Below are 24,078 nucleotides of genomic sequence, written 5' to 3' on the forward strand. Positions count from 1 at the left end.
CCTTTGTCTTCAGTTGAGTTAACGTCTCCATAAGCAAATTTCTGATTTTGCCAATTCAATAATTGATTTAATAAATGGATCCTTTAACTTAAAGATATTATCTCCCTATTAAGGGCTTTCGATTACCTCAGGTGTGTTATTAATCGTTGGCGGGATCAGGTCAAACCCTATGCTGCATTAGGACTTCGAATCATAAATAGTGGTCTCGATGTAGGCTCTCAAAGTCTTGATGAACGTTCGCATGGCGTATCCGACATATCTGTCGTTGCGGTAAATCAGACAAAAGTCCTGAGATGGCGTAGGATGCCTCAGGTCCAAGACTTTGATGTCTGAAAAGTGAAGATTATCCAGTAGCATTTTCGGCAGAATGCAGGAGCCAACTCCGCTCTGCACCATCTGGAGGAGGGAGGATAACGATAACGTTGTCGTCACCATATGCGGCTGCGAAGTAAATCCCTGGTCCATGCAAAAGCGGTCAATCAGCATGCTGTATTGATGATCAGGCGGGAACATGACCATCTTCAAGGTCTGCAGTTTGTTTAAGGGGATGAAGCACTCCGTGGCAAGAGGATCATTCTTGCTTACCGCCAATGAGAACTCCTCGTGATACAGGGGAATAGACGTGATACGTGTATCGATAACAGGGCCAACGGTTACGCCGAAATCGATGGTTCGGTCCAGAACTTGTTCTGTTATTTTCATGGTCTCCAGAAGAGACAGTGAGATGGTGGGATAGGTCTGATGGAAGTTCAGTATAAAGGCTTTAAACATGAATTCCGCGTCACCGGGCAAAACGCCAATGGATAACGATCCGCCTTGCATATGCTTCAAATCAACAATAGCGTCGGTCGCTTGTTGTAGATGTTCGAACATGGCAGCAGCATGTTTTTGAAGAATCGCTCCGGCTTCAGTTAGTACTATTTTTTTCCCCACGCGATCGAATAATAGCACCCCTAACTCTTCTTCCAATCTCCTGATCTGCTGGCTGATGTTGGGTGGGCTGACTCCCATCCTTTCGGCTGCTCTCGTGAAGTGAAGCTCCTCACAAATCGCGATAAAATACTGTAGTTGTTTTAACTCCATTACTAACACCCGCTCTCACATTTTTGCATGACTGAATGAATGTTCAATGGTTATTGTCATGCCATCTTATTTGTCTGTCAATGAATAATTGTTAACTCATACTTAACGTTTCGGTAATGCCCACTGCATTGATGGTAAGATCCATGAGAGCTACACTAGGAACATATCAAGTGTCTCACTATAAAGGAGGGAATCGATGTGTCTGAAATGATTATCAACACGGCAAAAACCGGACGTCAATTGGTGCTGCAGCAGGTAAAAGTTATCCCTGAGGAATTGTTCGACATTCAAGCGGCAGGTTTCAACAATACAATCCGTTGAAATCTCGGCCATATGATTTATTGGATGGATAAGTATTCTCCTTTAATTTTTGGCTCCCCCTCGGCCATACCGGGCTCGTATGAAGCGCTGTTTAACACAGGAACAAAACCCTTGGACTGGACGTTTGGTCCTCCATCGAAGGAAGAGTTGGTCGAAATGTTAACGGCGCAGTTGTCCCGCATATCTGATCTGACACCTGAAATGCTGGGCGAGAAGCTTTCTGCTCCGTTTTCATTGGGACCGTTCCAATTCTCCACCCCAGGCGAGTTGTTAAACTTCACTCTGATTCACGAAGCTTTTCACCTTGGAACGATATCAAGCCAGTTAAAGGTCATGTCGCGCTAACCAAGGAATTTTTCCTTCGTTGGTATCCCGACTATTGGAATCCCACACCACTTTGCTAACCTATAGGTTGTTGAATGAAAAAATGTAAGGAGCACTTCACCGTAGCGATATGCTCTTTACAGATTGAACTATCGTTTCCCGTTAGGGAGCCTAATGAAATTCCATGGAAATATAGTTAGATACTTATCTAATCGGTAATCGGCTCATGTTCTTGTCCTTTACGGTAATCGGTACAAGTTCTTGTCCTTGGCTTGGGACAAGAACTTGTACCGATAAAATAAAAAACCGCTAAAATAGCGACTTCAATGGGAACATGTTCTTGTCCTTCGACAAATAAGGAAAAAACTTCCATAAACAACAGGTATAACTGAATTTCAATTTTCCCTTTTCCATAAGCTCTATGAGGAAGTGCTTCGAGGAGGTTGATGTTTCCACAATGACAGATCTAGAGCTGAAGAGTCAGATCAAAGGTGTTCCATTTACGGTAATACAAAACGGAGTCGATAAGGAAATAGTTCTTGGGTTTAATGAGGTAAAATTAAACAGAATATTTTTCAGCTAATTCCATTTGAGCTTTTCATGGATTGTTATGTCGTTGGAAAGCCCCGCAAAAAAGGAAAAACTCGTGTTGCAACTAAAACACGAGTTTTTCGATTTTCTGTTGTTAAAGTAAAAATGAAATTAATATTTATGTTGTTAATAACAAATACATTTTTGAAACTTAGATTATGGTAGTCCTCCTCACATCTATCGATGCCACATAAATACAGTTTTTTTCAAATTATCCATAACCAACATCATAATTCTAACGTTATCTATAGAGAGAAGCGCTTAAGCTCCTTTCAATTATTTAGATCTGATCTAAAAAAATAAAGGTTGTAACCAGGAGCAATTATTTACAATCTCAGTCAGGCAACACATGAGAATTACTTTTCATTATGCTTTTTGAAATATCCAGGTCATCCATGAGTAAAGCATAAAGGCAATTTCATCAGTTATATTGTCCTTCCATATTGAGATGCGCTAAGGAGTATTCCGAGGACTAGATCACTGAGGACGCAACTACGACTCTGGATTAAGAAAACCTGTAACGTTTGGTAAAATATAGGTTACTCCTTCGATTCACTTATGGTATTATAATCTATGAAATACATAATTAAACAGAGAGGATGAACGATTTGAAATTGTCTTTAATGTCTAAATTACGAATCAGGGGTAAGGAGAACAAAAGATTGAGTAATAAGTTACGAATAAGGACTGTTATTTGCGTTTTTATTGTGGGTATGGTTGTTGGAACAATTTCGTCTGTTGTATATGCGGCGCAAGCATTTAGCGTTGCGAAAGCATATGGCCCCATCCTCGGTTACCGTTATCAAAATCAAGGCGAAGTTAAAAATGATAGTGGTGACTTTAGCTATGTTGGAGGTTATGCACATGTTGGTAATCCTGCAGGTACCAGTGTTCCAACTGGCTATATGGGTGCAAAGACTAAACTCTACTACAATGGTAGTTTGTGTGCCGTGAATGATTGGTACTATAATGAAACATCAAATACTGTGAGTATGAGAATTCCTGTGGGCGGAAACTGTGGAAATGGTAACTACACAGCTAATGGTTCGACCAGAGCATATAATGGTAACGGATACGATGAATTCACAATAAATACAACTCCTGCAATTCGAAATTATTAAGATTGGATGGTGAACGTAATGAAGTTTAGAAAGAAAACAGTACTACTTGGTGTCACTTTTGTTCTTGGTGTAACTTTAGGAGGATTGCAATTTGGTTCTGCTATTGCAAGTACACTCACTCAAGAGCATACTCCCGCATTCCCTGTAAACGAGAAAGGCGAGACTTATGGATCTGCAGAAAACGTGGAATCAAATGCAGCACCAGATTTAATTCAAGCAATTGGTGTTGATGGCACTCACGGGTATGTACGTGCAGAAGACCTGGAAACCGAACCGCCCAAAAGCCCTAAAGAAGCATTGTCTAAACAACAAAGCATTTCTTTGAATAGCGTTCGAACAATTCCGTTATACGATATTAATGGTAAACAAATAGGTACATTTAATATCCAACAAGTAGGGAATAGTGATTCGGTTGAAATTAAGACAATTTCTGAATAACCTATGATCCCCACCATTGTAGACTCAAGAAATTATCTAGGCTTAAACTGTCGTCGATACTCTATTGGCGACAGTTTTTTTTATGTTTACTGTGTCAATGATCGATGTAGCGAATGCATTCATTAATAGATCTAAATTACCGACCGTGAGGATCTAAATAAACAGGATTGAATTCAACTTGAGGATCTCGATTCTCACAGAAATAGACCGCACAGAATCGAGCCCGATAGACTTAGAAACCTATCCAATTTCTCATGATAAGCATCAATGATGTTGTCTTTAATCACGTTGCCGGCCTATATCCTCTGCTGCTGCTTTTTAGTAAAATGTTGCGGAAAGATAAAGTAACGCATCGTTCACCCAAAAATGGAATTACTTTCAAGTGTATTTACAATAACTGATTGATTTTAAATTTTTGGTTATAAAATTAAAACTATATCCAATATTTTACATTTTTATTATGTACGACATTTAACGTGGAGGGATATTAAATGAAAAAGAAGTTATTCATTTCGTTATTTGCAATAGTCATCGCTTAAACAGCTGCGGTAGGGATGGCCTTTGCAAGGGAGCAATCAAGATCGTCGTAAATGGCGAACAAATTAAATCGGATGTTGCCCCGCAGATGAGCAATAATCGAGTAATGGTGCCAATAAGCTTCATCTCGAAGGCTCTGGGTGCTAATGTAAGTTGGGACCAAAAGAATCAAACAGTTTCTATAAAGAGTAGTAATTCAGACGTACAGGAAAATGTCTGGAAACAAAACCTTGATATGTCTAGCAGTGGCTGGTCACAAGTTAAAAACCTTATTGCCCTTTATATCGTAGGTTTTGATACTCGTGATGATAAGTTAATCAAATCAATTTCCGTTGAAGGATTTGACATGATCCCTATCGGCGGTATGTATCCATCCATTATTGATTATGAGATTGTCGATGCTCAGCAAAGACGCTTAAGGTTAGAGTAAAAGTAATCTTTGAAGAAGAAAAGCTCTTTGGAGAAGAATGGGACATTGAAATCGCTCAAGGCAAAATTAAATCAATGAAAAAAGCTAAACTGTTTGATGTTAACGAATATACGGTAATCCCAGGTCTTACTTATAAAAATAAATAAATAAAAAGAGAGCCTCTATCACGAAATAGAGGCTCTCTTTTTAGTCATTTAGGGTGCTAGAGTCTGTATCGCAATAACTCCAGGAGTAGAGAGTGAACCAGCAGTCGATGTAGTAAGTCCGTAGGTCGCCGACGCGTTAGGTGCTAGTGTAAATGTCACAACCTGGACCATATCTTGAGTAGAGGTCCCAACTTTTAGTGCGGGGACACGAACAGCAGCATTGTTATGCCATTGGATAGCCCCTCCAAATGGTTTTACTCGCGAAGTAACAAACACCTTAATTTTCCGACTTTCTGTTGTTGATGTATTTTTGAAAGATATATAAGTTCTTGTTATTGAGTTTCGACCAAGAACTTATAAACTTCAAACAAAAAAGCTGCATTTTATGCGACTCTGAAAGTACTCATATTCTTTTCGTCTGACAGTGTATTGATCATATCAAATGGTTCATCAAGACTCCACAATTAAAGATATCGTTGAGGTAATCCCGGCCTCCCGATGGCCAAAGTATGGCTTCCTTCGCCTAATCCGAGCACGAATCCCCAGTTCTTTCATCAGCCGGTAAACACGCTTATGGTTGACGTTCAAGTCAAAGGTTTTCTTTAGCCAGACACGAACCCGTGGGTATCCGTAAATGCCCTTTAGCTGGGTATGGCACTCTAGAATTTTCTCTTTCAGAGCCTACTCTTCGATCTGTTTGGGCGTTGGATTATTCTTTCTGGCTGCCCATTTGTAGTAACTACTTCGAGCGATACCTGCGTGTTCACACAGCAAGGCCACGGGGTAGTTACTGGTTAGCGCTTCGATGGCTTGGAAGGTTTGACGTCGCTTTGCTCTTGCCCCCTTTGCAGTTCCCATAGCTTTTTTAGCAAGGCATTTTCCGCTCGCAGCCGCAGGACTTCTTCCTCCAAGGTTTTGGCCTTCTTCGGTCTCCCATTCTTCGAACCCGTCGAGGTGCCCCTCTTTTCCTTGAGCCCCTCAATTCCTTCTCGCTCGTAGTGAGCCACCCATCTTCGAACCATCCTATCGTCGATGCCCAAGGTCTTGGCTACCGTCTTGTAGCCAAGACCTTCCTCCAGGAACATCGCAACAGCCTTGCGCTTGAATTCGATGTCATATGTCTTTCGTATTTCGCCCATGAAAAAAAATCCCCTCCAAGTAGACTTAATGCGCTTTTTACACACTGTCTACTTAAAGGAGATAATATCTAATCAGCGGCTTCAATGTTACTATGTTTTTGTGACCCGACTTTTTGAGGACAAGAACATGTACCCTTTGCAATGGCTTGCTCCATTAACTTCCTGCCGATGCCCTGATACGGTTCTCCGCGCTGCCTGTAACGGCAAGTTTTAGGGCCATCCTTTGTGGGATGGCCCTTCGCTTTGTTCAACTATCCTATATCCTTAGGACAATCGTTACTTTTTCTTTACTGGTATCCAGATCTCACCCTGTGTATGCCCTGGCATTCCATAATACATTTCGAATTGAGGACCCTCAACCTGTTCGTATCCAGATATCGGAAACCACTCGGTATATACTCGTTCCCATAGTTTTTGTAAATCACATTGCGGCTCCGGGAAAATAGCCCATGTTAAAGCTGGAACAGAAAGCTTTGTAAATCTCTCGGGAATTTCAAGTCCCTTCGGTAAATGATAGCATACCATGTACTTGAAAGATTCCCCCGTATGGTCATATAAGGCAGCGTGTAACACGGTATTACCAAACCGCTCCAGCAGCTCGTTCATTAGATCCACACTGCCGTCTTCATCACATTGTTTACGGAACTGAGGAACATCAGTAAATGCCGTTTGCAAATCCTGACTAACTAGACCATAAACGCCGAACATCTCAAAAGCCCCTCTTTGTTCAATCAGGTAATTCATCTCGACATCCCCTTTTATTGAGATATGAAAGGACATTCGAGGATAGGCTTTTAAGGAAACGCCTTTATCGCGCGCAGATATCGGCATGATCCCATGGAGATTCTTGAACGCCCGTGCGAACGCTTCCGGCGATTGGTATCCATATTTCATGGCTACATCGATCACCCTTGCATCGGTTGTCTGCAGTTCAAAAGCCGCCAATGTCAATCGTCGACGTCGGATGTACTCAGATAACGTGATTCCAGTGATGAACGGAAACATTCGTTGAAAATGATACGTAGAGCAACAAGCGATCTGTGCTATGTCATCAAATGAGATATTGTCCGCCAAATTCGTTTCGATATAATCCATGGCACTTTTCATCCTCTCCAACCAATCCATCGTTCTCCCTCCCTTCGAGTTAAATATTATCGCAAATAAAAATGACTTGCCGTGCATTTCCTGCACGAAATTGTCTTATCAGCATCTTTGACATCCCCTGAAGACCGATCCCAATAAAATCCGATGTATAATTAACATTGAGCTTTACTGCCAGTTAGTTGAATAGAAGCAGCTGATCACATTGATCTGCTGTTTTCTTTGTTACGAGGATGGATCATTCCAAAAACTAACGTTTAACACGCTTCGCCATGAATATATCTGGTTTTCCAAAACCATTAGCGTCTGGCAAAACACCTACTACGGAAAACCCTATCTTCTTATAGAATTCCAAAGGGTGGTCCTTCTTGTTTTGAATCTGTTTCAAGTTATCTAACACTTCAGGATAGAGGTCTTGTTCAAAAAGAGTTGTACTGTTATTCTCATCGTCTGATCCAAGGAATATTGTAATACCGCCCTTTTCTCTGACACAGTTCTCAAAGTCGAGTACCAACGCTTTTCCGATTCCTTTATTGCGGAAATTTTTATGAACAATTAACGGGTGAATGTCCCATACGTTTCCGTCATAACTACTGGATCCCGCTATCCAACACATATCGTTTAATTGTATCCATTACTCAGGTTGAAACAAGTCAAATTGATTACCATACAAATCCTCAAAACCGACTCCTTTTCCTCCTGGAACTGGAACTGGTTCTCCGTGAAACACGACACCGCATTCTTTCATTTCATTATAGTCTCTTTCGATGTCATCTGTTTCAAACATGATTAGGACTTGTTCAGCACTCTGTTTACCTATCAGAGCGATTTGATCCGATGTGTCCGCCTTTACCAGTTCAAATAAGGTTTCATTCCCCTCTCTCGGAGCGACCGTCAGATATCGCGTTCCCTGTCCAAATTCCATATCCGAGCATACCTCAAAACCAAGTCTTTCCGTGTAAAATTGTTTGGCTTCCTCCTGATCTTTCACTAGAATCGTAAGTTGGGCTGCTTTAATAATCATGTCCCCATTCCCTTCCTTCTAATTTGACTTCTGACTGCAATGAATAAATTATACATTCTATAGAAGGAATAAGATTCTTATCAATTGCGAACCTGTTCATTCTAAAAATAAATTTTCTGACCAAACATCTGGTCCCTGCGACATATAGAAGAACCTTGCGAGTTTACCAACGATGGCCATTAAATATATCCACCCCATTGCCTTTGTCAGCCATTTGCACGCCATCCGCCATCCAATCGGTTGTATTATTTGTCAAGGTACCTTGGTTTGCGTCGCGCACTGAAATTCCATCTCCGCCAGTCTATACAAGTTCTTGTCTCTCGACAGCTCGCCATCCATGACATCATATCGGGGTCACCTGACACTATTGTAAAAGACCGCCAAAAAGGCGGCCTACATTATGCTTTTCTTCAAACGGGGATCCAAACTTCGCAAATCGTTCCGTCCATTCGTACTTCTCCATACATGGAACGCTTCACTGAGTTTCTATGCCCTTACAGAAGTAGATACACCTACGTCTAAATCTTCGTATATATGCACCACGACACCGATGATGATCTTGATCAGCTTTCGATGTGCGTACCTCTTTACATCGGCAACTATTCTTTGTATACGGTTTTTCGTATCAGATGAATCCAAGGCTTTACCTAAATCCCTCATGTAAATGTAAGAAACGCTTCGATCGAAATAATTGTCTAGTTCATTCCAACCTCATACGAAAAAGACCACACTGGGCATAACGTATAAGTTATCCCAATATGGTCTTTGCTCTGTTCGTTAGAGGTCTGCTATTGATCTCGAATCAGGCAGTGGGCTCTGTGAATGCTAGCTTCACCTGAACCTCTTCCTCATCAAAATGAACGGTGAGCCTTAAGGTTTCACCTTCTGGCGTTATCTGGCTGCGGGCTCCTGCCGCGCTTTGATCAGCAACTACAAAGCCATTAGGGACATAAACCCAGTAATCCTCTGCTGTGCCGGACACGCCCTTCAGTTTTAATGTTAACTCGTCGTTCAACCATTGCTCCGCTTTTACACTGACCGCATCCATACTTACATGGCGCGAAGAAGCCATCAGCATCGGACGCCCGATCACCGGGCGGACAGCAAGCAGCTGACAGCTGCCAACCTCAAGCTCCCGACATGGAATTGAAACGGTATATCTGCCCAGGTACTGCTTCTGCCAGAAATCGAATACTGCATACTCCCGGTCCGGATCGAGTCCGAGCTTCTCCATTTCCACAGATGAGGCTTGTAAAGCCTCTGTAGCAAAACGACTGGCTACACACCAGTTTCTGTCATCCGTTTGTATATGAATGGCCCATAAGGTGGTAAAAGGATGCTGATCCATTTTGTCTAGATCATCCGCATTTTCCTTAGCATTTGTCCAGGCAAAAGCGGGCATGATCAGATCGAGCGCCCCCGTCTCTGCGGTAACCGTTTGAAGCGGAGGAAGATTGCGCTGGATCATACTGATTCTTTCATCATTATAATGTTCCGGCTTGTCGCTGATCATCAGCAGGCCTCCCGTCAGCGAAACGAGGGATATAACCGACTTGGCCCATTCCAGCGGTGCCCGGACGCAGACATGGTCCGGATCATTCAGATAGAGGATCCGATGCGTATGGAACCAGCGCGCCGTTTCCACAAGCTGCATTCGGATTGCCGGCCAGCTCGGACTTGAGTCCGTAGCTACACGGCAGGCGTCGGCAAGACCCACGGCCTCGCTAAGCACACCCCAGCAGGAGAGCAGATATGCATCTTCGCCAATATGCTCCTTCGCGCATTCCAGAAAAGCTCTGAATTTCGCCTGCGCCTCATCGTTTGTAATCAGTCCAGCCCGAACCGCTTCATGCAGTCCGTCAAATATCAAGTGACGAATAGCATCGGTTTTAAAGTAAGTGTACCCGGCATCCCTCAAACCTCTATAATAAGGAGCCACATGCTTGGCCAGTGTTTCGGGAGAGCAATCCAGCACATACTGAATCCACTTGCCCTTAATCGGACTTCCATCTGCATCCTTGATGCAAGCATTCCCTGAAGATGCAAAGTCCGGATTGGTCACAACCGCATTCGTCCAAATCCCCGGCTGCAGTCCATAGGCTTTAATCCCAGATACCAAGCCTGCGTGTCCCGAGGGGAACTTTTCATTGGTTGTCAGCCACGCATCAGCAACAATACCAGTGGCTTCAGGCGGAACCAGAGGAAGCTGGTAGCCGTCATCCAACTGCACGTATTCAAGCCCATAAGCCTTGAAGTGCTCACTGACAAAGCGGGCTGCATCTATAACATGTTCCTCCCGAATGTCAAAGCGATATGCTTCCCATGAGCACCATCCTGCCACAGGTTTTAAGTCTGGCCGCCATTCCCATGGCTTATGGTAAGTGAAATTCAGATGCTTACGGTAATATTGCATGCGCAGATTGATGACCCACGGCGTAGTGCCGACTCTAACATCGATTTCAGCAAAGGAATTTCCGTCCTCCGTCGTTTGAATCCGGTCATGAACCCATTGCCATTCGGCGCCGTGCCAGTCGATCAACAAATCCAGCAGCACATCGTACAATCCATTGGCACCGTATAGGGTCGGCCTCCCACTCTGCCCAAGTATCGCTTCTCCATCTCCCGCACGCCGGGGCCGCATGTTTATTGCATCACGGCTGAGTTCGAATCGCACGCGTACAGTCTGTGGCTCATCAAAGGCCAGATACAACTGTTGAATGAAAGGATGGGTCTGTAGATTCCCATCTGAAACACGGCGGTAATATTGGTTGCCCTCGCCGGGAAGCTGAATTGAAATGATCGTTAGCCCATTGTATTCATACTTCAACTGGTTCGTTCCCTCGTCCAGGAAATGGTTGGCCTGACCGCATGGCGGCTCGACAGAATCAAGCTTATACTGCAATTTCATAATTTATTTACAGCCTCCTTCATTTTTTAAGAGGTTGTCTAAAAAGCCCGCTTCCTGATTCACTTTATGATCAAAACCGACTTTTTAAACTCGAACATTTAAGTAGCACCCACCTTGGCTTCAATCAAGTCATCCCTTTACCGCACCAAGCGTAATGCCCCCAACAAAGTACTTTTGAAAAAATGGATAGACGAACACAATGGGCAGCGTCACCACCATAGAGGTTGCCGCACGCAGCGTCAGTGGAGAAATATTACGGTACTTGCTGTACGCAAGCTGCTGGTCGGCAACCTGCTGCAAAGCCTCGACCTCAAGCAGCAGCCTGCGAAGGTAAACCTGCAGCGTATCCCAGTTTCCGTTCGAATTGTACAAAATCACGTCAAACCAGGCATTCCAATGTCCCACCGAGCTGAACACGGCAATGGAGGCGAATACCGGAAGAGAGACCGGAAAGATAATGCGAAAATAAATGAGAAGTTCCCCTGCCCCATCGATTCGTGCTGATTCAGAAAGCGACTCCGGCAAATTCTGCATATAGGACGCCATAATAAGCATGTAATAAGCGTTTAACAGGCTTGGAATCCAGTAGACTTGAAATGTGTTAATCAAGCCCAGCTTCATCATCAGCATGTAAGTCGGAATGAGCCCCCCGCCAAAATACATCGTGAATAAAAACAACAGTCGCATCATTCTTCGCCCTGAAAAACCACGGATCGTTACGATATAAGCCAGCAAGCCGGTCGTAAATACACAGGTCGTTGTTCCGACAACAACCCTGAGAATGGAAATGCCTAATCCCGAGAGCAGTTGTGTATTTTGAAACAGCAGCATATAGGAGTCCAGCGAAAACTGGCGGGGAATGAAATAAATGCCCCCTCGCGCCGCATCAGCCCCGTCGTTTAAAGATAGGGCCAGCAGGTTGATAAACGGGTATACCATCAAAAAAGACAAAGCAAGCATAAAAACCACATTGCATAGGTCGAATACCCTGCTCCTGAGGCTGGGCTTCAAGAACGATTGCTCCAATTCCTCTCCCTCCTCAAAATATTGAAGTATCGAGCACCTTCTTAGAAATTCGGTTCGCACCGAACACCAGGCTTACGCCAATAACGGCTTTCATCAGTCCTACGGCGGCCCCGTAGGAATAGTTGCCCAGCTGGATACCGTATTTGTAGACATACGTATCAATGACTTCATAGTATTCGCGGGTTTGTGCGTTACCGATCAACAGCTGTTGTTCAAATCCCGCATTCAAAATGCCGCCGATTCCCAAAATCCACAGCAATACAATCGTCGTTCGAATGCCAGGCAGCGTAATATGCCACATCGCCCCCAGGCGCCCTAATCCGTCCACCCTGCCGGCTTCATAAACCTCTGAGTCCACACCAGCCATGGCAGACAGATAAATGATCGTTGACCATCCGACGTCCTTCCATATGTTTGCAGACGTGATAATCGCCCAGAAGTATTTTCCTTCCCCCAGAAAAGAGACCGGCTTGTCGATCCATCCCAAACGGAGCAGAATATCATTTAGAATGCCTTCGTTGCCGAGAAGTGTAAATAAAACACTGGCTACGACGACCCAGGATATAAAGTGCGGCAGGTAGGATATGGTTTGAACCACTTGCTTGAATCTTTTTTTGCGCAGCTCATTGAGCAGAAGAGCCAATATAATGGGTGCAGGAAATCCGAACAGGATATTTAATCCGCTAATGGCCAGCGTATTGCGCAGAACATAACCAAAATCGGGAGAATCAAAAAATGCTTTAAAATGCTTAAGTCCCACCCAATCGCTCGATAAAATAGATTTGCCCGGTATATAGTCAACAAAAGCCATGAGTATCCCGTACATCGGTGCATAATTAAACAGGATGACCCATGCGATCAACGGAAGGCAAATGAGCCACAGATTTCGCTCCCGGTACAATGTTCTCTTCCAAGATGCCCATTTCGCTGAGCGAACTCCAGTCTCGGGGGTGTGTCTAAGCATTGGATCATTCATTCCTAGAGCCTCCTCCCTCAAATTTGCCTCCGTACTACTTCCATTCCTTCATTCGTCTCTGATATTCCTTGGTACGGTACCCCTCGATATCATGCAGACCCGCATTATTCAGCTTATCGCGCATCTCGGTGAACTTGGCTTCGGCATCAGCCTCGCTAGTCGCCATAACCGACTTTGCCCAAAGCGTCTCCAGCAGCTCATCGATCTGCGTGTTGGTCACAGCAAGGGGATCGTTACCTGGAATCTGGATCACGCCCATCGTATTATCATAAATCGTATCTTTTAAATTATCGTTCATCAGCTTCTTCCACTTCGCCTCGTTGTTAAAGTTCTGGTCAAACCAATAGGTGCTTTTTCCGTCATCCTTCATCGTCCCAATGCCTTCAACCAGCGTGAAGACCCCTTGTCCAACCAGGTCGCTATTTTTAAAATCATAAGTGCCATCAATTATGCGCTTCTTCATGGTATCTACCCATTCGATTTTTCCGTCCTTGTAGGTCCATACCGACTGTTCTATATTCGGAACTCCCCAGCCTATAATTCGGGTTCCAAGATCCGTGATCGAGAAGTTGAACCACTTCATGATGTCTTCCGGGTTTTTCGCTTTGTCTGTAATGATTGTACGATAAGATCCTCTGCCATTCAGGGCAGTCAGGTTCGCTGATGCTGCGGACGTTGCTTTTGCTTTCACTTGAATGAAACGCTGCTCATCGGTCCAATCTTTATTCGCCTTCTGCCATACCTCATGACCGGCATTCCATGACACCCACCAAGAACCGATATGACCCATGATCCGTTCAGCCGAGAACTTCGCCTTCCAATCATCGAAAGTATTGATAAAGCTATCCGGGTCAAGCATCCCGTCACGATAAATCTGATTCATGAACTTGGTGAATTCAAGCCCCTCTGACGTGTTGACCCAGTGCGTATTGGTACCGTCTTCCGCAATTTTATAGCCGGCTTTCAACCCCCACATTCCAGCCAGGGTCGGAACCACTGTCGTATACATCGGAGAGTATCCGGATAAAGCATACGTTTTTTCACCCTTACTGTTCTTCGGATGCGCCTCCTGCATCTTTTTCAGAACCTGATAATACTCCTCCGGTGTACTAAAATCAGGCGACCCCATTTCCTTCCACCAATCGTAGCGGATATGGGCTGACGCGCCTGGTATCGGCAGGATGCCCCAATAACTTGGAAGCGCATACAATTCACCTTTTGAATTAAGAAAAGTCTTATATAGATCGCCCAGCTGACTTTTTATATTAGGCGCAGCTTTATCAACATACTGGCTGAGTTCAACCGCCTTGCCCTGTGCGATCCACTTGGCAGCCTGCTCGTCACTTAGGCCTGTAATGACTTCGGGATAATCACCTGAGGCAAGCATTAGATTCAGCTTCTCGTTCATATCTACGTCGTAAACAATTTTATTCAGCTTCACGTTAAACTTCTCCAGAAGGAACTTTTGCATCATTACACTGTTCTCTTTTACCGTTTCCGGATTATCCTGCCCCGCATAAAAATTGATCTCCAAGGCCTTGTTCGGAACTTTCCAGCCATATTCGTTTGTCTTTTCTTCACCGCCGGTTTCAGCTGCAGGTTGGCCTGGATCTACAGCCGATTCCCCCTCGTTATTGCTTTTGGAGCATCCGGACAGCATCGTCCATACCAGAGCACATACCAGCACCAAGATCATACCCTTCTTCATACCGCACCTCCTAGAATTATCAATGATACGTTCATGGTACATGAGGGCTTTTTCAACGTATATGGCAATTCTTAACGTCATGTATCATTTCTTGCACAAAATAACCCCACAATCGTGGGGCTTTTTTCATGGTTTCTATAAAAGGAGTCAAAAAAGTCGAAAACTCGCTCCCTTTTATATATCCATGAATACGTGTGTGTTTCTGAACTCGCTCGGTGTCATGCCGGTATTTTTTTTAAATGCCTTGGCAAAATGATGATAATCCGAATAGCCAATCCGTTCCGCCACAATGTGAACCCTATTCTCCGGATTTGTTAGCAGCTGCTTGGCTTTTTCCATGCGAAGACCCGTCACGTACTTCATGAAGCTCATTCCTGTTTCCTCTTTAAAAAAACGGCAGAAATACGTAACCGACATCGAGACGCTGTCTGCTGCACTTACGAGGGACAAGTCACTGTTCTGAAAGTTCGCATTAATATATCGGATCGCCTTCCGGATTTGTAGAGACTGCCCCAGGTTCCGGAGTTGAATAACCTCCGTGAGCATACCCAAACATGCGGTTTGGAATTTCTCGTATAGCTTCTCCAATGAATGGTGCTGCTCGGGCTCCATGGCTGAAGCCGGCTTCAAAGACAGGCCGCTCATTTCCGATACCTTCTGCGATATATAAACCAGCTGATCGACATAAATCTGTTTAGCCAAAACAGCATCCATACCGGATGCTTCTACCTTAAGACGGAATTGTTCGAGTTCTTCATGGAGTCCCTTCTCTTGCACAGTCCATATTGATTGGATGATTTGTTCTGTATGAGCCAAGAAACTCCACATCTGTTGGCTGCGGCCTGCTAATCGCTGAGCGTCTCTCTCATGCCTTTCATAGATTCGCTGCAGCGTTGACAGAAACTCGTCCGGATGGATCGGCTTCAGTAAATAATCAGTGACATTGTGACGGAGCGCCTGCTGTGCATAGCTGAATTCCCCGTAGCCTGATATGACGATAATCTCCATCTGCTGATAACGCTGTTTGACTTCAGCAATGAGCTCCAGCCCGTCCATTTCCGGCATGCATATGTCCGTGATAAGAAGATGAGGGGGATGATAATGTATCAGCTCCAGCGCTTCCCTGCCATTGGTGGCTTCACCGATGACGCTGTAAGTTGTTCCCGCACGCTCGATCAAAGCCCGCAGGCTCCGTTTGATCATTTTTTCATCGTCAACTGTGATGATATTGAACATATGCCTCACTCCGATCCTAGATTGAACTCAAGAGGTTGTTCAAAAAGTCCGCTTTTGATCACGAAGTGAATCAGGAAGCGGGTTCGACATCGAATCTTGAATTCAGCCGGGCCTTCTGGTGCTCACGTACTAAGGCGTACGCTCCGCTCCTCAGTCCCTAGCTTCAATCAACCTTCTCAGTGCTGAAAACCGACCTTTTTGAACACTTACTTAAAGGGGTAGCGTAATACGGATCACTGTACCATTCATATCCGAACGGACAATATGCAGTCCGCAGGCGTGTCCATAAAACAGCTGGATTCTGCTGTGAACATTCCAAAGGCCTAAGCGTGCTCCATCCAATGTTTCATGTTCAATCCCACCTTGAAACAGACGATTATAATAATCCCTGACCTCTGGTTCCATCCCATGGCCGTTATCCGCCACATCAATAATAAAGAGCTCAAGGTGCCGTTCAGCACGAATATGCAAGGATCCGGGCTCCAACTTATGTTTCTGATAGCCGTGCCTGAATGCATTTTCCAACAAGGGCTGAAGCATCATTGGTACAGCCATGATCCGGCTTACTAAGCTTTCATCCATTTCAATATGGACCCGCAGGTTTTCAAAACGCTCCATTTGAATATCTAGATAGTCATTAATATGAGACAGCTCTACGGACAGTGGGACGGTTTTGGCATGGTTTTCTACACTATAACGGAAGATTCGCGCCAAAGAATGCACGACCCGGCTAATCACCGGAATATTTTCAACGATCGCGTAAGAATTCACAATTTCGAGTGTGTTGTATAAAAAGTGAGGATTGATCTGGTACTGGAGTGCTTGCATTTTGGAATCCAGCTGTTTGAGCTCCATTTCCTTCTCCTTCACCTGTAAAGCAGTTACCGTGAGAATCAAATTGTTGATTTCGTTCACCATCGCATTAAATCGGCGGTATAAATATCCGATCTCCCCTCTTTTATTCTCAGGAGCGTGGACGTCAATATTCCCAATCTCCACCTGCTTCATGAGCCTCTGCAGTACAATAATAGACCTCGATAAAGAAAAGGAAACCGATAACGCAACCACAATCCCCACTGTGAGGGCGACAGACCCAATGATAATGGTCGTATTCCTAAGCTTGACCAAATCACGGTTCACCTCGACCAGAGGCGTTTCCGAGAAGAATATGAAGCCGGTTAATTCGGACCTGCCGTAGGTAACAAGCATTTCTTCACCTGTGGCATGCTCAATATCACCGCCTTCACTGCTGTTTTGAATACGCTTCCAATATGACTCAGGGATGTTTTCTCTCCATTTGCGATGGTCGGGATAATACAAGTACCGCCCCTCGCGATCTGCAATCCATACAAAACCTGTGTCGCCTAAAGTCACGTCTTCTGCAATGCTGCTTATATTGTTCAGGCTGAGATCCACAATGAGAACACCCCAATGCTGTGTACCCGGGCTGAAAAATTTCACGGCCATCGTTAGCAGCCTGACATCGTTATATTGTTCCATGCCCACGATCTCGAAATTCCCCGGTTGTTCCAATCTCTGAACAATTTGCGGAAACCGTTTCTGCGCGAATAAATTGCTGTAGCTTGAAGTAGCAACCCCTTCCTGTGATACGATCGATATTCCGTAAATATCCGGCCGACCAACCATGACATTGTAGATCATTTTGTTGACCGGTCTTGAATAGAGCAGTCGCTCATACGGCCCTTCGCCAGACTTGTCCAAAAATTGGGCAGATGCGCTTTGGGCTGTCATGGGCAGCGTCAGTTTAACCATTTCCATAAAATATGTATCCACGCGGCTGCTCATTTGATTCGTAATTTGTCGGCTCAATTTTATTGTGTTGTCCTGAATCGTCAGCGTGGTCATGCGATACCAGTAAAATCCCACCCCTGTCAGCAGTATGCATAGAATGACAAACATAACGATAATCTTTTTGCTTAGCGAAAAGGATCTCATGGTTCCACCCACTTGTCGGTTGTTCACAACCTCATTGTATTGGCTTCCCTGCTGGTTAGCAATAACGCTCGTGAACCATTTATTCGTTTTAGATTGTAGGGCTCCTATCGCGTTCTAGAATATTAAACATTCATATGTCTATCGCATTACCGATCTTGCATGCATAAGCTAAGTATTATTAATAGAGGAGGTGAAGACGCTATGTCTAAGTTTCTCAGCTATCTCGGCGGAGTCATTGGTGGTTTCGGCCTAATTTACGTCCCAGTTTCGGAATTACTGCCAAGCCTGGAACCTGTACTTGACACAGCAGGCATCATATCTGTGATTGTGTTCTCCATCGCCTTAATCGTTAATGGTGTGCGTTCCTTGATAAGCAAAGCGTAACGGATTAGCTCGCTACTAAGATAGAGATATATTGACATTTGGGAATAGGGTGCCCAGAGAATCTATGAAAACAGGGAGCAGCCTGCCGAGCGGCGTTCTGCTCCCTAGTTATTGCACTTTCGTTTCCCGATAGCTTATATATCGTGCATCACACATATTTCCATTGCAGCAACATGACAGAACCACACGTTGAATTAATGACGAAGAAAAATATTCTAGTCATTGTCGTTTTATTGATTATTGCTTCAACTTTTATTTTAAATGAAAACTTAATCAGTAAAAAAGAAGTTGAGGTTAATTCGAACTGGTTTTATTTCAAGAGTACAGAAATTGGATGATACACTTGCTCAAACCAGTGAGATAGAGTCTAATAGAGAAATTGAGCAAATGTTTGATTGAGGCTGCCCGATAAGGTAGTCACATTTGAGTCAAAATCCTACAATGTGGCCACTTTTGTGTCATTAGACACCAATAAGTTACAAGCTCATTTATGGAAGGGATCTCCGCACTGACTGTAACGGCAACTTTTTAAGGCCACTCCTTGCGGAATGGCCCTTACTTTCATATATTGAACGATCGTTTCCGTAGAACAGTTGATTCTAGTCTCTCGAGTCAAAGTAATTGATTGGCCGGATCTCAATCCCCCATCCAAACTGCTCGCCTGATGCCACTTGTACAGTTGGATGTAAGGAAGCAATCCGGATAGCTTCCTCCATGTCCCGTGCTTCTATGAGAAAAGCACTACCGATCATCTCCTTCGTTTCGATAAAAGGACCGTCCACAACCTTCACTTTCCCATTCGCCCGCCGTAAGCATTTCGTTTCGGATGCGAGACCAGCATCGATAATCACTTGGCCGCTCTTGTAGAAATTTTCTAGGTGGGGCGGACATTCGTTCATTATAGCATCAATCTCATCCTTTGGGCGGGCATCCATTTTATCTGACTCCAAGTAACCCAAGCACAGAAATTTCATTTCATTTCATTTCTCCTTTAACGTGTGAGTTTGAAGCATTCTTTCTTGCTTCTATTTGATTGACGAACGGTATATAAAAAAATCGACATACCCTAGAAAATATTTCAATAAAATAATCTTTATCTTTATTTAGAGCGATCTTCCGCAGGTTTGCTTTTCAAAATTTCACTTTCAGCTCATTTAATAGCAAATTTCAATCGCTGTGTTTGTAATGAACTAACGTTTCCCGTTAGCTTTACGGGCTACCGATCACCCCAACCACTTTCCCCTTTGCTTTAGGATCAAGTTACTCACCCACTCATTAAATACTTTACCGAATTATACCGCAGTTCTAAGCTTTAGTGTGAAAAAGAGTTTTATACAACTTGTTCCACAACCTGCCCGTTAGCTTAATGAATTGCATGGAAACATAGTTAGATACTTATCTAATCGGTAATCGGCTCATGTTCTTGTCCATTACGGCAATCGGTCTCCGACATGTTTAATCCTCTCATTTCTCTCTTTTAACCATCTTATGACATCGAATCATTTCCTGTTAGCTTAATAGCTACCCATCTCACCCATAACACCAAATTTTTTGTTACCTGTGAGAAGAAGCCCATTTAATGGACTTTTCTAAGTTTCATCTTATCCTTCTTCCCCATGCCCACAATTAAACTAACGTTTCCTTGTGGTAGATTGCTTGAATAATCAAATACAAAAATATGGTTACTGTATGACGATTAAATAGAAGAGCGCTGCTAAGACAAAACGGTATAGAGCAAACCATTCCAATCGAAGTCGCTTAATCAGTTTGATGAACGTCACTACTGCAATCATTGCCACAAGAAAGGATGTCGTAAAGCCAATTATCATTAGATAGAAATCCTCAGAATTCAGCAAATCGCTACTATCGTACAAATCCAACAAGCTTGCACCAAACATAACAGGCACGGAAATAAGGAACGTAAAATCTGCGGCGGCTTTTTGGCTAGTACCAAGCAAAAGACCACCTGAAATCGTTGAACCCGATCTCGAGAATCCCGGCCACAAAGCCAAACATTGGAACAGTCCAATCCCGAAAGCTTGTCTATAATTTATCCCATCCATCGTATCAGCGCTTTCAGTTCTACTACTGCGTGCAGCGATGATCATCAACAAGCCACCTGCAACTAGACCTATCAAGACGGGGGTTGGGCCGAATAATTGGCTTTTTATTGTGTCCTTGAAGAGAAGATATATAATTAATGCTGGTAACATAGCCAAAATCATATGAACTACATTTAAGCCTTTACTTTGGGAAAAATCCAATCTAATCAGATTAGCACCAATCTCCAAATATCTTTTCCAATAAAGAATTAGAACTGCCATCACCGCACCCAATTGTATAACGATTTTAAAAGTTATTGCGGCGTCTCCCTCAAAGTTAAGTAAATTGCCTGCTAAAATAAGATGTCCAGTAGACGATACTGGTAAAAATTCTGTTAACCCCTCTATTATGCCAAGTATTATTGCTTTAATTACCTCAGTCATCTGTGGATACCCCTTTTGGAAATTTGGTTGGTGGCAATAAACTACACCTCGTTTAATAATTTCCAGTATAAGGGGGACATCTAGGTATTCCCATCGAATAACATAACAATATTCAATGTAGTATTACATTATTGTCACATTGCTCATTATTTTAGTCTTAATCCCCCCTTTGACTAGCTAATGGCAGGAAATCGATGAGATTGCTAACCTTGACATGAATATATACACTTCAAATACCCTTCAGCCCGCAGCTAACATTAAAACAATGTTAGAAAATCTATCTTCCCAAAATACTGCAATCTCCAAGTCCTTTTGAATTCTTGTTTGCTATCCAAGAAACTCATCTATTGATCAGTTCTACATCCAGTCTTCAAAATTATCATTTAGAAATTTAATCTCACGCTCATAGTGGGCCAATTGCCCTTCCTCAACCATTTTTTGATAGGCCGGATTTCCATTGGCAGCACCCACCAGACACCAGTTGGTTGATTGAGTACAACTGAGTTCCATAAGGGACTTAATCGGATATTCATTCAACCCAATAAATGCTTCATCATAATTATCAAAAAATTTACAGATTCTTTTGTGTTGGATTGTTGCAAATAATTCATGATCTCCCCTTCTTCAAGGAGAAACGCAATTGCCATACTATGATTTTGAACGGTTTCATTGAAGAACTTATCTTTCCATGCTTTTTGAACGGAAAAATGATCTGGAGTGTACCCTTTTCTATAGGCTCTTTGTGGAAGTGTAAACCTTGTGCTTACTTTCTCTATACCCTGATCATCACGCACTCAACTGGCTAAAGCCTAAACAAAATAGCCGCATATTATGCGACTTTCAAAGTATCATCTGCTATCTTAAATGAGCTATTTTGAAAGACTGTGTTGATTGACAACCTCAATAAATTCTTTCTTATTATCTACATTGTACTCTTGCGGAAGTAGGTCATAACTTCTTCTGTTTTCTTGTGCTGAAGGAGAAGGCCCACCCGATAAAAATCGTGCTTCGCAGTCTATGAAAAAACTTGGCATAACATAAACCTCACCTTTGATTGCCACATGTTATAGAGTATAGAATACCATTTTGATCCGCGTTTACCCTTCATTGACCGTGCCAAAGATGTAATACGGTTTTATCCCATTTGCAAATAGGCTATCGATTAGCTTGACCAATTCTTCCGACGATAAATCTTTTCCGTTGCGTATCCAAAGGCGAAACAAAGATAGTAATGTTGATATGTAAAACTCAACCAGGTATGGCGCTAAGACATCATTTGTTGGGAAGTCTGCAATCAATTTTTCAAAGGGAATTTCTCTTTTCAGGCGTTCAACAAAATGAACAGAACCATAGTCACCGAGGAGGGCTTTTAGGACAGAAATATCTTCTGTACTTTCCAAGCATTGAAGCGCATCTTGTAAAGTATGCGTAGAAAGCTCCCTGCTTGCCATTTCCTCGTGAATGGATTTTAAGACACGCTCTTCAACGAAATCCAACAACGCATAAATATCCGTAAAGTATTGATAAAAGGTGCTGCGATTATATCCTGATTGCTTGGCAATCTCTTGAACGGATATTTTTTCAATTGGTTTGTGGCAATACAAATCGCAGAATACATTAATAAAGGTTTGCCTCGTTTTGTCCGTCATTTCAGGTTGCTTATTCATGATTGGCCTCCATGTTCTGTTTCATCGATTATGCGACAGATCTTAAAAATCTGATGGTTGATGACCCTATAGTCAATCTATACAATAACATTATACAACACGTTGTTGGATGATCAACTATTTTAGGGAGGCTAACATGAGAATTTTATTCTTCGGTCGAGGCGTCATATCTACCCAATATGCTTGGGCATTCGAAAAGGCAGGGCATACCGTTGAGTTTTACGTTAGAAAAGGGAGAAAAGAAACCTTCGGAAGCCATATCGCGCTTGAAATGTGGGACGCACGAAAAGGGAAGCAGCTCATAAATGAAAACTGGAACGTCACACTACATGAGGAGATATGGCCAAATTACGATCTCATTATTGCGAGTGTCAACACGGAGCAACTTCCATCAGCAGCACAACTCCTATCGACTGCCGCCGGGAACACCCCGATCCTCATCTTCAATAATCTTTGGCAAGACTTAAAATCAGCGATCTCGCCATTGTCTATGAACAAGGTGGTCTTTGGATTTCCAGGAGCAGGGGGCGGCATCACGGACAATAAGCTTAGAGGCGGCTTTTTGAAAATGATATTTCTGGAGAAACCACGGGCAGGCACGGAACAGATGAACAACCAGATCAAAGAACTATTTGAAAGTGCCCATTTTAAAATCAGTTGGATCAAGGATATGCAAAGCTGGCTATGGAATCACTTTGCCATGAATGCGGCGATGGAGGCCGAGGTGTTAAAACGCGGAAGCTTTCCAGCACTTATGAATCATAGTGACTCCTTCGCAAATGTTGGTAAGCATATGAGGGAAATGATGCCCATACTTAAAGCAAGAGGCGCAAAGATGGACGCGATTACTCTACTACTGACCAAGATTCCACCGGCACTTCTCGGCCCGCTTTTTAACAAGGTTATTTTTGCAAAGGGCAGCTTACCGCGACTTTTCGTCGAATACAACAACAGTAAAGCAGGTTTTGCGGTACTTGAAGTTGTGAGAGAAGCAAAAAAGTTAGGCATACCTTTGCCGCGTCTTACGATGGCATTTGAAAATACAGAATATGAAAAAGAAATATAAAGAAGCCTTCCGATGGTTTCGGGCGTACACTAAAGATTTTCACTCAAATCGACTCCAGTTACTTTTGTTCCAAGCTCGGATAAACGGTAGGCTAATTCACCCTGACCACAACCGATGTCACAAATTCTTAGGTCGGCCAGAACAGATAGATTCTTTAGTTGTTGTCAAATATATCTGTAGGAACCCTCTGGCCCCCCCGAGCTCACCATACCGTTATATTGCTCAGCATAACTATCGTAGCTCCCCATATTCATCCTCCTTGTCTCATCAAATTTAAAGTCCTTAATCCGTTATCAAGTCCATTTATATTTCATACTGGTGTTACGTAATCCTGCCCGTTAGTTTAAATGGTGTATAAAAAGCCGCTGATTATGCGGCTTCAAATGTTACTATGTTTTTGTCACCCGACA

The 24,078-nt window shown here is 43.3% G+C and carries 21 protein-coding genes and 3 pseudogenes; 6 read left to right on the top strand and 18 right to left on the bottom strand.

The window, feature by feature from the left end; genetic code table 11:
* Nucleotides 1-177: 177 nt before the first annotated feature.
* Complete coding sequence (locus tag HMPREF9412_RS13905) at nt 178-1,083, bottom strand: LysR family transcriptional regulator (RefSeq protein WP_009592240.1); 906 nt, start codon at nt 1,081-1,083, stop codon at nt 178-180.
* Nucleotides 1,084-1,281: 198 nt separating this feature from the next.
* On the opposite strand from HMPREF9412_RS13905, the pseudogene HMPREF9412_RS13910 reads away from it, so the two are divergent.
* From HMPREF9412_RS13910 to HMPREF9412_RS13925, 4 genes and pseudogenes are all read left to right on the top strand, one after another.
* A pseudogene (locus HMPREF9412_RS13910) lies at nt 1,282-1,749 on the top strand (DinB family protein).
* Between the two features lie 1,232 nt (nt 1,750-2,981).
* Entirely contained in the window at nt 2,982-3,440 is a 459-nt protein-coding gene (locus tag HMPREF9412_RS13915) for a hypothetical protein (RefSeq protein ID WP_036672235.1), read from the top strand.
* 18 nt (nt 3,441-3,458) lie between these two features.
* Nucleotides 3,459-3,878 (top strand): hypothetical protein, encoded by a 420-nt coding sequence (locus tag HMPREF9412_RS13920; RefSeq protein ID WP_050802822.1) that lies wholly within the window; start codon nt 3,459-3,461, stop codon nt 3,876-3,878.
* Between the two features lie 580 nt (nt 3,879-4,458).
* On the top strand, nt 4,459-4,845 hold the full coding sequence (locus tag HMPREF9412_RS13925) for a copper amine oxidase N-terminal domain-containing protein (protein WP_302621994.1): 387 nt from the start codon (nt 4,459-4,461) through the stop codon (nt 4,843-4,845).
* 596 nt (nt 4,846-5,441) lie between these two features.
* On the opposite strand, the gene HMPREF9412_RS33660 is transcribed toward HMPREF9412_RS13925, so the two are convergent.
* The 12 genes and pseudogenes from HMPREF9412_RS33660 to HMPREF9412_RS13975 all read right to left on the bottom strand — a co-directional run bounded on the left by HMPREF9412_RS33660 (nt 5,442) and on the right by HMPREF9412_RS13975 (nt 17,975).
* Nucleotides 5,442-5,669 carry an IS3 family transposase gene (locus tag HMPREF9412_RS33660; protein ID WP_083829936.1) on the bottom strand — a complete coding sequence of 76 codons (228 nt, stop codon included), beginning with the start codon at nt 5,667-5,669 and terminating at the stop codon, nt 5,442-5,444.
* Between the two features lie 116 nt (nt 5,670-5,785).
* Nucleotides 5,786-6,130, bottom strand: coding sequence for a transposase (locus HMPREF9412_RS13930; RefSeq protein ID WP_009592243.1), 345 nt, complete (start codon nt 6,128-6,130; stop codon nt 5,786-5,788).
* A 276-nt stretch (nt 6,131-6,406) separates the two neighbouring features.
* Nucleotides 6,407-7,255 carry an AraC family transcriptional regulator gene (locus HMPREF9412_RS13935; RefSeq protein ID WP_009592241.1) on the bottom strand — a complete coding sequence of 283 codons (849 nt, stop codon included), beginning with the start codon at nt 7,253-7,255 and terminating at the stop codon, nt 6,407-6,409.
* A gap of 226 nt (nt 7,256-7,481) precedes the next feature.
* Nucleotides 7,482-7,847 (bottom strand): GNAT family N-acetyltransferase, encoded by a 366-nt coding sequence (locus tag HMPREF9412_RS13940; protein ID WP_036672240.1) that lies wholly within the window; start codon nt 7,845-7,847, stop codon nt 7,482-7,484.
* An 18-nt stretch (nt 7,848-7,865) separates the two neighbouring features.
* Entirely contained in the window at nt 7,866-8,255 is a 390-nt protein-coding gene (locus HMPREF9412_RS13945) for a VOC family protein (RefSeq protein WP_009592237.1), read from the bottom strand.
* Nucleotides 8,256-8,744: 489 nt separating this feature from the next.
* A pseudogene (locus tag HMPREF9412_RS33310) lies at nt 8,745-8,957 on the bottom strand (hypothetical protein); the annotation flags it as partial.
* Nucleotides 8,958-9,057: 100 nt separating this feature from the next.
* The gene (locus HMPREF9412_RS13950) at nt 9,058-11,163 is read right to left on the bottom strand and encodes an alpha-galactosidase (RefSeq protein ID WP_009592244.1); all 2,106 of its coding nucleotides are present in this window, start codon (nt 11,161-11,163) and stop codon (nt 9,058-9,060) included.
* 129 nt (nt 11,164-11,292) lie between these two features.
* Nucleotides 11,293-12,189 carry a carbohydrate ABC transporter permease gene (locus HMPREF9412_RS13955; protein ID WP_036672243.1) on the bottom strand — a complete coding sequence of 299 codons (897 nt, stop codon included), beginning with the start codon at nt 12,187-12,189 and terminating at the stop codon, nt 11,293-11,295.
* 13 nt (nt 12,190-12,202) lie between these two features.
* Entirely contained in the window at nt 12,203-13,165 is a 963-nt protein-coding gene (locus tag HMPREF9412_RS13960; RefSeq protein WP_036672245.1) for an ABC transporter permease, read from the bottom strand.
* A 34-nt stretch (nt 13,166-13,199) separates the two neighbouring features.
* Entirely contained in the window at nt 13,200-14,873 is a 1,674-nt protein-coding gene (locus HMPREF9412_RS13965) for a hypothetical protein (RefSeq protein ID WP_009592238.1), read from the bottom strand.
* A 174-nt stretch (nt 14,874-15,047) separates the two neighbouring features.
* Nucleotides 15,048-16,109: a response regulator transcription factor gene (locus HMPREF9412_RS13970; protein ID WP_009592229.1), complete on the bottom strand. Its 1,062-nt coding sequence runs from the start codon at nt 16,107-16,109 to the stop codon at nt 15,048-15,050.
* A 210-nt stretch (nt 16,110-16,319) separates the two neighbouring features.
* Nucleotides 16,320-17,975, bottom strand: a complete 1,656-nt coding sequence (locus HMPREF9412_RS13975; RefSeq protein ID WP_175320771.1) for a cache domain-containing sensor histidine kinase — start codon at nt 17,973-17,975, stop codon at nt 16,320-16,322.
* Between the two features lie 291 nt (nt 17,976-18,266).
* On the opposite strand from HMPREF9412_RS13975, the gene HMPREF9412_RS13980 reads away from it, so the two are divergent.
* Nucleotides 18,267-18,449, top strand: coding sequence for a hypothetical protein (locus HMPREF9412_RS13980; protein WP_036672247.1), 183 nt, complete (start codon nt 18,267-18,269; stop codon nt 18,447-18,449).
* 599 nt (nt 18,450-19,048) lie between these two features.
* Here the strand turns inward: HMPREF9412_RS13980 and HMPREF9412_RS13985 are convergent.
* The 4 genes and pseudogenes from HMPREF9412_RS13985 to HMPREF9412_RS13995 all read right to left on the bottom strand — a co-directional run bounded on the left by HMPREF9412_RS13985 (nt 19,049) and on the right by HMPREF9412_RS13995 (nt 22,602).
* The gene (locus HMPREF9412_RS13985; protein ID WP_009592226.1) at nt 19,049-19,423 is read right to left on the bottom strand and encodes a YciI family protein; all 375 of its coding nucleotides are present in this window, start codon (nt 19,421-19,423) and stop codon (nt 19,049-19,051) included.
* A gap of 708 nt (nt 19,424-20,131) precedes the next feature.
* On the bottom strand, nt 20,132-20,935 hold the full coding sequence (locus tag HMPREF9412_RS13990; protein WP_009592232.1) for an undecaprenyl-diphosphate phosphatase: 804 nt from the start codon (nt 20,933-20,935) through the stop codon (nt 20,132-20,134).
* Between the two features lie 519 nt (nt 20,936-21,454).
* Nucleotides 21,455-21,666, bottom strand: a pseudogene (locus HMPREF9412_RS32090) (STAS/SEC14 domain-containing protein); the annotation flags it as partial.
* Nucleotides 21,667-22,032: 366 nt separating this feature from the next.
* Complete coding sequence (locus HMPREF9412_RS13995; RefSeq protein ID WP_009592231.1) at nt 22,033-22,602, bottom strand: TetR/AcrR family transcriptional regulator; 570 nt, start codon at nt 22,600-22,602, stop codon at nt 22,033-22,035.
* 136 nt (nt 22,603-22,738) lie between these two features.
* Here HMPREF9412_RS13995 and HMPREF9412_RS14000 point away from each other — a divergent pair, with 136 nt between their 5' ends.
* Entirely contained in the window at nt 22,739-23,668 is a 930-nt protein-coding gene (locus HMPREF9412_RS14000; protein ID WP_009592239.1) for a ketopantoate reductase family protein, read from the top strand.
* Nucleotides 23,669-23,697: 29 nt separating this feature from the next.
* Here HMPREF9412_RS14000 and HMPREF9412_RS32095 read toward each other — a convergent pair whose 3' ends face one another.
* Nucleotides 23,698-23,808, bottom strand: a complete 111-nt coding sequence (locus tag HMPREF9412_RS32095) for a methyltransferase domain-containing protein (RefSeq protein ID WP_083829939.1) — start codon at nt 23,806-23,808, stop codon at nt 23,698-23,700.
* Nucleotides 23,809-24,078: the final 270 nt, after the last annotated feature.

It is taken from the genome of Paenibacillus sp. HGF5, assembly GCF_000204455.1.
In the GTDB taxonomy this organism is placed as follows: domain Bacteria; phylum Bacillota; class Bacilli; order Paenibacillales; family Paenibacillaceae; genus Paenibacillus_AQ; species Paenibacillus_AQ lautus_A.